Origin of the sequence: Thermogutta sp., from assembly GCF_014359955.1 — a bacterium.
In the GTDB taxonomy this organism is placed as follows: domain Bacteria; phylum Planctomycetota; class Planctomycetia; order Pirellulales; family Thermoguttaceae; genus Thermogutta.
Genome location: NZ_JACIYL010000084.1, coordinates 1 through 9783, shown reverse-complemented (window position 1 = coordinate 9783; position 9783 = coordinate 1). Strand labels below are relative to the sequence as shown.

At 59.5% G+C, this 9783-nt stretch carries 8 protein-coding genes; 2 read left to right on the top strand and 6 right to left on the bottom strand.

Going from position 1 to position 9783, the window contains the following annotated elements:
* Window positions 1-182, top strand: a 182-nt coding sequence (locus tag H5U08_RS04415; RefSeq protein WP_297030628.1) for a hypothetical protein, incomplete at its 5' end; no start/stop codon positions are given.
* A 204-nt stretch (window positions 183-386) separates the two neighbouring features.
* Complete coding sequence (locus H5U08_RS04410; protein WP_297030624.1) at window positions 387-2453, top strand: ATP-binding protein; 2067 nt, start codon at window positions 387-389, stop codon at window positions 2451-2453.
* 20 nt (window positions 2454-2473) lie between these two features.
* Here the strand turns inward: H5U08_RS04410 and H5U08_RS04405 are convergent, their stop codons facing one another.
* The 6 genes from H5U08_RS04405 to ahcY all read right to left on the bottom strand — a co-directional run bounded on the left by H5U08_RS04405 (window position 2474) and on the right by ahcY (window position 9541).
* Window positions 2474-3730 (bottom strand): UxaA family hydrolase, encoded by a 1257-nt coding sequence (locus H5U08_RS04405; protein ID WP_297030620.1) that lies wholly within the window; start codon window positions 3728-3730, stop codon window positions 2474-2476.
* 67 nt (window positions 3731-3797) lie between these two features.
* Window positions 3798-4379: an SAF domain-containing protein gene (locus tag H5U08_RS04400; protein WP_297030618.1), complete on the bottom strand. Its 582-nt coding sequence runs from the start codon at window positions 4377-4379 to the stop codon at window positions 3798-3800.
* On the bottom strand, window positions 4376-5098 hold the full coding sequence (locus H5U08_RS04395; RefSeq protein ID WP_297030615.1) for a ParB/RepB/Spo0J family partition protein: 723 nt from the start codon (window positions 5096-5098) through the stop codon (window positions 4376-4378). Before H5U08_RS04395 ends, H5U08_RS04400 begins: the two co-directional genes overlap by 4 nt.
* Window positions 5091-5837 (bottom strand): ParA family protein, encoded by a 747-nt coding sequence (locus tag H5U08_RS04390; RefSeq protein WP_297030612.1) that lies wholly within the window; start codon window positions 5835-5837, stop codon window positions 5091-5093. Before H5U08_RS04390 ends, H5U08_RS04395 begins: the two co-directional genes overlap by 8 nt.
* An 879-nt stretch (window positions 5838-6716) precedes the next feature.
* Window positions 6717-8018, bottom strand: coding sequence for a DUF1015 domain-containing protein (locus tag H5U08_RS04385; protein ID WP_297030610.1), 1302 nt, complete (start codon window positions 8016-8018; stop codon window positions 6717-6719).
* A gap of 185 nt (window positions 8019-8203) precedes the next feature.
* Window positions 8204-9541 (bottom strand): adenosylhomocysteinase, encoded by a 1338-nt coding sequence (ahcY, locus tag H5U08_RS04380; RefSeq protein ID WP_297030607.1) that lies wholly within the window; start codon window positions 9539-9541, stop codon window positions 8204-8206.
* Between the last annotated feature and the right edge of the window lie 242 nt (window positions 9542-9783).

The window sequence follows — 9783 nt, the reverse complement described above, 5'->3', positions numbered from 1 at the left end:
GGCGGACATACGAGAACCCTCCTTTTGAAAAGAACCCCCCCTCACGGAAAAAGATGACGATCACCAGCCTCCCCGCGCTTATGCTACTCCGGGGACACACCCAACGCAAACCACTTTTGCGCAAATCGATTGTCATTTTGCGCAAACGCCTGGCTAACAATTTCCAGGAGAAGATTTTGTGACCGTGGTCGTTTTTGGGGCTGTTTCATCCCGTATCACCGATACGTCCGGCAAAAAGCGCGGGAAGATTGACGTCTGCGGGGGGACAAAACGGCCGGCTGTCGGCCCGATGGTTGAGAAAAACCTATGCTTTTGTGGGAAACCCGCGCGTCGTTTGTGCAGCGGTTGGCCGTGTCCAGTGCAATCCAGAGGAGAGTTGGGCAACATTGACTGCGAAACGTCAGCACAACAACCAGCACTTCCAGCAGGCGGAGCCGGCAGACGTGATGCCAAGTCTTGCCCGACATCACCTGCAGCGCACCGTGTGGCTGGTGGCCCTCGTGTGGTCGAGTATCATTCTCGCGGCCCTGTGGGGGACGTTCCTGGCCGATCCGCACGTCCGATCACCCGGCGTCGTCCTTGGGCTGGGGCTTCTTTGGGTGGCGGGAATGTCTGCGATTATTCTCGGTGGCTACCGTCTGCTGCGGGTTTATGCCCGTTCTGAAACCGAAAACGGCGAACAGTTCATTTACCGTCTCATTACCAAGCAAACGAAGGCCGCCATTGGTCTTGTGGGGCCTACCGGCCGATTTTCCCTCGTCAACGAGAGCTTTTGCCAGATTTTCGGCCGATCCGAGAAAGAAATCGTGGGTCAGAAACTGCTCCGTTTTGTTCATCCGGAGGATCACCAGCTCGTTCGAGAACAGCTTCGATTACGGCGCCAGGGGCTTTCTTCTACTTACCAGCTTCGTATCGTGCGGAAAAATGGAGAAGTGCGGTGGATTCTGGCGGCCGTGGCGCCGGTGTACGACCAAACCGGGCGGTATTGCGGGGGCATGGGCTTGGTCACCGACATCACCGAACAAAAGCAGGCCGAAATCGCCCTCCGCGATCACACGGCGAGGCTCGAACAGTTGGTCCGGGAACTGGAAGAAGCGAGGCAGCAAGCCCAGGCGGCCTTGCGAGCAAAAGACCAATTCCTGGCCAGCGTGACGCACGAACTGCGAACGCCGCTGACAGCCATCCTCGGCTACGCCGAGACGCTTCTGATCGAAGGTGATCTCAACCGCGCTCCGCCCACCCGGATTGCCGCCATTCAAACAATTCTGCGCAATGGCCAGTATCTCCTCCAGATCATCAATGATTTGCTGGAGCTTGCCAAGTCCGAAGCGGGACGTCTGGAAATCAACGCCCAGGATTGCTCCCTGGTGGAACTCGCCGAGGACGTGATGCAATTGATGGAGATTCGGGCGCGGGCCAAGAACTTGCCGCTCCGCCTGGAAATCCGCGGCTGCGTGCCGCGTCGCATCCGTATCGATCCCATCCGGGTGCGACAGATCCTCATCAACCTCCTCGGGAATGCGATCAAATTCACGGATTCGGGATCGGTACGCCTTGTCGTCCAGGTGCCGCGCAGCGACGACGGTCAGTGCTCTCTTCAATTCGAGGTCATTGACACCGGCGTCGGCATTCCGGCCGAGATGTGCGAAAAAATTTTCGAGCCTTTCCACCGTGGCGATGCCAGCACCAATGCGCGATTTCCTGGCACCGGTCTGGGCCTGGCCTTCAGTCGCAGTCTGGCGCGATGCCTTGGCGGCGACATCACGGTCGTCAGCGAGGTGGGGCTGGGAAGCAATTTCCGGGTAACAATCCCGCTCGGCAGTGCCGACCAGTTCGAGTGGGTGGATCCGGCCGAGTTACGCCGGGAGGCAAAAGCTAAGGAAAACGCCTCCCCAGAAAGTACCAAAGGGGGATCCCGGGGATGTCGCATTCGGGCACGCGTCCTCTTGGCAGAGGATGCGATTGAGACCAGGCGTCTCTTCCAACACATTTTGCAGTCGGCCGGGGTTGAGGTATCCACCGCGGAGACCGGACGCGATGCGGTGCGCAAGGCCCTTGAGAATCATGTAGAGGGAAAACCCTTCGACTGCATCCTCCTGGATATCAATCTTCCCGACCTGGAGGGGTATCAGGTGGTCCGGCTGTTGCGGGAATCCGGTTACATAGCGCCTGTGATCGCTCTCACAGCCGGTACTGAACCTGGTGAGCGGGAGCGGTGCTTTATGGCGGGATGCGATGATTTCGCCACCAAACCGCTCGATCGGTGCACGCTTCTCAAACTGGTAGCCAAGTACGCTCGGCAGGTTTCGGGAATTCCGTGCGAATACGGAAGGACAACTGGAGACACATGCTTTCTCGCCGCCCAAGTCGGTGCTCGCCTTCCCGGTGCCGAGGTTGCCCAGCAGCAGGAATCGGTCGTATCGGATAACTCCAGCGCCAATCGACTTCAATAGATCGCGATCTTGGAAAAGGTTCAGCGTGAAACAGGAAGGCACGCCGGACCGAGTGGTTCGAAGTATTTGTAGGTCAGGATGTACTCCCGGTGTCCCAGTTCTTCGGAAGCGGTCTGCTGACCTCCGGCCACTTCGACGAGGAGTTTGAAAATTCGGTCCGCAACGTCTTCAACAGTGGCCTTGCCCAAGAGCACGTCGCCGGCGTTGACGTCCATATCGCTTTTCATGCGGAGATACGTTTCCGGATTGGCGCAGATCTTGATAACGGGTGAAATCACGGAACCCACCACAGATCCTCGGCCTGTAGTGAAGAGAATCACATGGCATCCGCAAGCGATCAGCTCGATGATTTCTGCGTTGTCGGCGATGTTGGGAAAGCCGAAACGGACCTCCCCATCGGGGACGACGTCCAGAAGATACAAACCGGGTTGCGGCGGAACGTCACCCGGCTTGATGATCCCAGCGATAGGCCGATGGCCGCTCTTGAGATAAGCGCCCAGCGATTTTTCTTCAATCGTAGTCAAGCCGCCCTCGGTGTTTCCGGGAGCGAAACTGGCATGACCCAGTGTGGCGTAGTAGCGGGCGGCTTTTTCCACGGTTGCGCGCAGAACGTCCGCCAGTTCCGGTCGGGCAGCCCGTTCCGCCAGGAGGGACTCGCACCCGAGAAGTTCGCCGGTTTCCTCGAAGATGGCCGTGGCGCCGGCGTCCACGAGTCGGTCGAAGACCAGCCCACACGCGGGATTGGCCGTCAAAGAACTGGTGGCATCAGAACCTCCGCAGACCGTCCCCACCACCAGGTCCTGGACAGACATGGCACAGCGGGGGACATCTGCCAGTTGCGGGAGGGTGCTCTTCACCCATTGTCGTCCCCGTTTGATGCTTCGCGTGGTACCCCCGTTTTCCTGGATAACAATGGTGTGCACTGGCCGACCTGACTGGGCGATGGCCGCCGCCAGCCCATCCCGATCGAAACTTTCGCACCCCAGCGAAACAAGCAGGGCACCGCCGACGTTGGGATGGGTCGTCAGTTGGCGGAGGATCCGCTCGGCATACGCGCTGGGGTAACAACCAGGAAACCCCAGCACTTCCACCTCCTGCCGTCGAAAGGGAGCGGCGATCTCTTCCGCCACATGCCGGGCGCATTCCACCAGGTACACCACCAGCAGGCGATTACGGATGCCCTTGCGGCCGTCCGGGCGGAGATATCCCTGCCAGCTGTGCTGTTCGGGGAGTTTCTGGACAGGGGCCTGTTGTTGATCGACGGGGCTGGACGCCATAACTTTTCTCCTTTTATTCAAACGCAGCTCGCGTCTGTCGCGGTCAGCTCACGGTTCTGAGGGTCAATCAGCCTGAGGAATCGTCGCGACGTTCAGAGGGTGCATCCGACTCGCTCGCGCCTTCAGGATTTTCCTGTCCCGGAGCGGTTGAGCTTTCACCCGCGGGCGGGGCGGAGGTGCTTTCTCCCGCAGCGGAAATCGCAGCGGCGTCTTCGATCGTCGCTCGTACCGGCTCGGTCGTTTCCTCGCTCAACGCCAGGTCGGCGGTTGGTTCGAGACCTTCGGTTGCTTCTGGAGATGCCGTTTGCACGGCTTCCTCGGGGGGCACAGAGACGGCCGTCTCGATCTGCTCCCCCGCAGCCTTGGCTGGCGTACGCTCCGGGGTGGGCAGATAGTCGCTGGCCAGGTTGTGCGTGTGGACCCACTCCCCCGGCTCGATGTTGCGGGTGGCATGGCCAATGGGATGTCCCAGTTTGATGATTTTTTCACCTTCTGCGATAGGACGCGTCGCGATTTTGCCAGCCATGGGAACATTCGAAATGACCTGCAGTTTGATGCGATCCAACCGCAGAGTTGTCCCCGCCTTGATCGCCGCAGTGGCGATCACCACGTTGTCCTGGGGATGCAGCCGAAGGAGTTTCGGTTTCATCGGAATGTCCTCACTTTCCCGCGAGCAAGCGTGGCCAGCCGGCTTCCTGCTTTTGGGCAGCGTTTGCCGGAGGCAAACATCCGTCGCATGCCGTGGCGGCTCGGTGGAAACGCATCGCCCAATCCGCCCGGGAGCCGGATGAAATTGGAGATCGTCGAACGATCCAGATTGAGCCGTGCGGCAAGTTCTTCCTGCGTCGCCCCGTATTCTTCCAAATACCGCTGGAAGCAGAGGGCTTTTTCCAGAGGATTGAGGTCCTTCCGCTGGAGGTTTTCGACGATCGCCAATTCAGCGAGCTGGCGGTCGTCAGCCTGAACGATGCGGGCGGGCACCTCCTGCCAACCGGCGATGCGTGCGGCTCTCAGGCGTCGCTCACCGGCCACGAGCTGGTACCGATTGCCGTGGCGGCGCACCACGATCGGTTGCAGCAAGCCGTGTGTGGACAGGCTCTCCGCCAGTTGCATGAGCTCTTCCGTATCGATTTCCTGCCGCGGTTGGAATGGATTCCGGTCAATGTCGTCGATGGGAATCCGTGTTACCTCCGGGGTGTGCTTTCGGGGCGAGGGGCTTTCCCCAGGACCGGCTCCCTCCCGATGGGCCAAGTCCTGCCCCAGAGTGTCACCTGACACGGAGGCGGGATGTTCGTCCCCAGTCGCGACGGTATCAAGACGACCGAGCAGGGCTTCCAAACCACGTCCAAGGCGTTTTTCTCTACTCACTTTCCAGAACCTCCATGCAAAGTTCCACGTAAGCGCGGGTGCTTCTTGCCCGCGGTGCGTAGGCAATGACAGGTAAACCGTGGCTGGGTGCTTCCGCGCACAGGACATCGCGCGGAATCACCGTTTGAAATACGATTTCGCCGAAGAATTCGCGGACCTCCGCCTCGACTTCGAGAGTCAGTTCGAGGCGGGGATCGTACATCGTGAGCAGGATTCCTCCAAACTGGAGTTGCCGGTCACGCTCGATCATCACCTGCCGGATAACCTCGATCATCTGGGCAAGGCCCTCCATGGCGAAGTATTCACACTGAATAGGCATGAGGACCTCGTGGGAGGCCGCCAGGGCCGTCCTGGTCAACTGTCCAACCGAGGGGGGACAGTCGATCAGAACGTAGTCGTACCCGGCCATGCCGTTTTGCAGGTGGGAGCGCAACAGGGAGGCGTACGTGCCGTTATCCCTGGCGAGTGCTTCCACGTCGCGAAAGCTACGGCTCCCGGGCAGGAGTTCGAGGTTCGCCACATCGACCCGCAATACGGCGTCGCTCAGCGGTAATCCCGCCACGAGCGGATGATGAGGAAGCGGCTGACGCCCCAGCCCCGATGTGGCGTTACACTGGGGATCGAGATCGACAAGGAGCGTTCGCCGGCCTGCCACCGCCAGACAGGCAGCCAGATTGATGGCGGTCGTCGTTTTTCCTACGCCACCTTTTTGGTTGGCAATACAGATGACACGCGGCACAAATCGGCCTCCCTGCCGATGGCTGACCTCCTTCCGATATTGGACCGGTTGTCGATTCGCCTCCCTGAAAACGGCCTGCCCGCCCCTACGGGCTCTCGGTACTCAGTTGAGAACAGGCCGGGAACACTCGCGGATGGCGTCCTCAGTCGCTAGCCAGGAAACTTGGGGCTGGCACCGAACGGCGCGAACCTTTCCGTGTGTTCCACGTGAAACGGCTGCAGGCCTTGGGCAAATGCGTCAACTTATTCTAGCGATGAGCGAAAAAACGTGGAATGCCAGTCTGCCCTGACGTATCGACACTATTCCTCAGCCGTTGGAAAAGGTGCGAACCTCGAGAGGGCCTCGCGCAGTGGTGAAATTCAAGCCGGAGGAAACTGGTTGTCAGGTGCCGATTTGACTGTTGGACTCATTTCCCAGACCGGGGTGCCGCTACTTTGGCCAGTTCCTGCTTGGACGCGGAAACAATTCATGAATGCCCCCTCCCGGGATTACAGGCGCTGCGGCGAACAGGTCGGTAGGGGTGATTCATGAGTCGCTCCTCTCGTTGGCAATTGGCCATGCGTGGAGTGGCGGGGCTCAAAGCAGGGTGTCAACCACTTCATCCAGGAAACCCTAAGAGAAACCCGTTTTTCGGTTTCCCTGTGCTCCTTTCTGCCCTCGCCGTGATGGAACTTCGCCCGCTTTCTCGCAGGTACATCCAGGGGACGTTCTGGTAAAGACGCTCAGGTGGGAGATGACTCTCAGGGCGGGGGCAACTTTATCTCCGGCGGTGAGTTTTCCGGATAGGTTCGGTTTCACGTGGAACAGAGCGCGGAAACCCGCCCGCAACCGGTTGGTCGGAAGGAACTGCCGAGGTGCCGTGATCGCGGAAAAGAGGTCTCACTCGAGCGGGTTGATGACCAGGCCAGAGCAAAGCTTGGGATAGAAATAGGTGCTCTTCGGCGGCATTCGGTCACCCTGGAGACTGACGTCACGGATGTCGGTAACGGTGGCCGGGCGAACCAGCGCAGCGAGCGGGTACTGGCCGGATTTCAATCGCTCGATCACCTCGTCGACAAGATGGACATATTCGAGTTCCGGCGGCGAGCCGAGGCGGAGGAGATGATCGAGAACCAACTTGTGGAGCACGGCCACGCCCAGCCTGCGCCATTCTGGCGTGTGGTCGGCCGCCAGTTCATCCATCTTTTCCCGACCTGCCGGAGTAATCTCGGCGACCGACCAGGTGTCGTCCTTTTGTGTGTAAAAGGCGAGGGTGGCCGGATCCGGTGACCGTTCCACCAGTTCCCATACATCACGGGCTGCCTCGGGGGATCGGGCGACAGTTTGCACCGTGAATGCCTCGCCCAGTCGGCTGGCCAGCTCATCGGCGCCCAGGGCGGGAATTCCTCGAACGAGCCGGTGTGTGGGGAGCACGATGAGGCCCGGGTCTTCCATGGGCACGCAATGCATGAGGACGTAGTGGGCAGGGTGATCGGGCCGCAGGTAACCCATATCCCGGAGCTGCTCCCGGTATTCCAGGGCGGTCTCGTACCGGTGATGGCCATCGGCAATGAAGATGGGCGACGGTCCAACAATACTGGAGAGTTCCGTCACCAGTTCGGGTTTCGTGACCGCCCACATTCGGTGCGTGATCCCCAGATGATCGACCGCCTCCACCGGCGTCACATCGCGGATGGCCTCATCGAGGACCGCCTGGGTCCGGCCCTCGGGATCGGGATACATCCCGAATACCTGACTGAGCTGCGCCTTGCACATCGTCATGAGCATGAGCTGGTCCATTCGCGGCCCGCGTAGAGTGTGCTCATGAGGGAAAATCTGGCCTTCCTCGTAGCGGGAGAGCCGCACCCGGGCCATAAAGCCCCTCCGCACGTACCGGACACCCTGCAGATCGAACTCCTGGTAATAGACGTAGATGGCCGGGTCCGCTTCCTGAACGAGGACGCCCTCCGCCAGCCAGCTTTTGTAGTAGCGACGGGCCCGGCTGTATCGGTTGTTGATCTCGTCATCACCCGGTTCAATTCGATTGAGGATCAGCCGCACCACGTTGCACGGATGCTTCTTGTAGAGGGCGTCCTGAAGCTCCGGAGAGATCACGTCATAGGGCGGGGCGATCACATCGCTCAGCGAACCGACGTGGCTGAGATTGTACCGAATTCCGCGAAAAGCTTGGATTTCTGGCATGGTTTTTCAGTCAAAAAACGAACACCACCAGGCAATTGCTGTTTTTCAACAAAACCGGTCCCCGCACACCTCGGGCAGGGACCGGTCTATTCTACCGACACATTTCCAATCGCTTGCTTTGGTTACCGAACAACTGATGTGAGGGGCCTCATCGACGAAGACCGGTCTGCACGCAGCGACAGATTTCAGTAGCGGTAGTAATCGGGTTTGAAGGGGCCGTCCACTGGGATTCCGAGGTACGCCGCCTGCTCGGGAGTCAGCTTGGTCAGTTTGACGCCGATCTTTTCCAGATGCAGTCGGGCCACCTCCTCGTCGAGTTTCTTGGGCAGGCAGTGAACACCCACCGGATATTTTTCCGGCTCGGTCCACAGCGCGATCTGCGCGAGCACCTGATTGGTAAACGAGTTGGACATGACGAAGGAAGGATGGCCCGTCGCGCAACCCAGGTTGACCAGCCGACCCTCTGCCAGGAGGATGATCGATTTTCCGTTGGGGAAAGTGAATTTATCCACGAGCGGTTTGATCGTGGTTCGCTTCGCCCCGGATTTGTTCATGAGCCAATCCACATCGATCTCCACATCGAAGTGACCGATGTTGCAGATGACCGCACCATCCGGCATGGCCAGCATGTGCTCCGGTCGAATGACGTTGCAGCAGCCGGTGGCCGTCACGAAGATGTGCGCCCGCGGCGCCACCTCTTCCAGGGTCGTCACCTCGTAGCCTTCCATCGCCGCCTGGAGGGCGCAGATGGGATCGATTTCGGTGACGACAACTCGGGCACCATACGCCCGCAGGGATTGGGCGCACCCTTTGCCCACGTCGCCGTAACCGCAGACCACCGCCGTTTTTCCGGCGATCATCACGTCGGTGGCCCGCTTGATGCCGTCAATGAGCGATTCCCGACAACCGTAGAGGTTGTCAAATTTACTTTTGGTGACCGAATCGTTGACGTTGATCGCCGGCACCTTCAGCTCGCCTTTGGCGTGCATCTGATAAAGGCGGTGGACGCCAGTCGTCGTTTCTTCGGACAACCCCCGGATGCCCGGCAAGAGATGGGCATACTTGGGGCTGTGCACCATGGCCGTGAGGTCGCCACCGTCGTCGATGATCAGGTTCAGTTGCTCACCATCCGGGAAGATCAGGGTCTGCTCGATGCACCATTCGTATTCTTCATCAGTTTCGCCCTTCCACGCATACACGGGAATGCCCCGTGCGGCGATGGCCGCTGCCGCGTGATCTTCCGTGGAGAACTTGTTGCAACTACTCCACTGGACCTGGGCTCCCAGTTCGACCAGTGTCTCGATGAGCACCGCTGTCTCGATCGTCATGTGGAGGCATCCGGCGATTCGCGCACCCTTGAGCGGTTTCGAACGGCCGTATTTCTCCCGAAGCGCCATCAGGCCCGGCATTTCCTTCTCGGCCAGCTCGATTTCCCGTCGCCCCCATTCGGCAAGGGAGATATCCTTGACCTTGTACGGCAACTTCCCTTCCACCTTACCCTTGGTTACAGTCGTCTGCGACATACGCTGATCTCCTCGAGTGAATCTTCAAAAGTCAAGCCAGGAGTTCGTTCGCCCGTTGACGTGAGCCCTGGGACGATCACCGCGTTCAGTCCTGGAACTGCCTCTTGTAATCAGTTTATGATATTCACGAAAACAATGTGGGGAAACATCCGTGGTCTGCACCCGGACCGCCCGAAGCAGCAGGATAACTGCCGCGGAAACGATTTACACCTGCGAATGCCTCCACTGTGTCATTGATTACC

Coding starts and splice junctions, on each gene's coding strand:
- H5U08_RS04405 (WP_297030620.1), bottom strand. CDS start 3,730: ATGGCGTCCAGCCCCGTCGATCAACAACAGGCCCCTGTCCAGAAACTC.
- H5U08_RS04400 (WP_297030618.1), bottom strand. CDS start 4,379: ATGAAACCGAAACTCCTTCGGCTGCATCCCCAGGACAACGTGGTGATC.
- H5U08_RS04385 (WP_297030610.1), bottom strand. CDS start 8,018: ATGCCAGAAATCCAAGCTTTTCGCGGAATTCGGTACAATCTCAGCCAC.
- ahcY (WP_297030607.1), bottom strand. CDS start 9,541: ATGTCGCAGACGACTGTAACCAAGGGTAAGGTGGAAGGGAAGTTGCCG.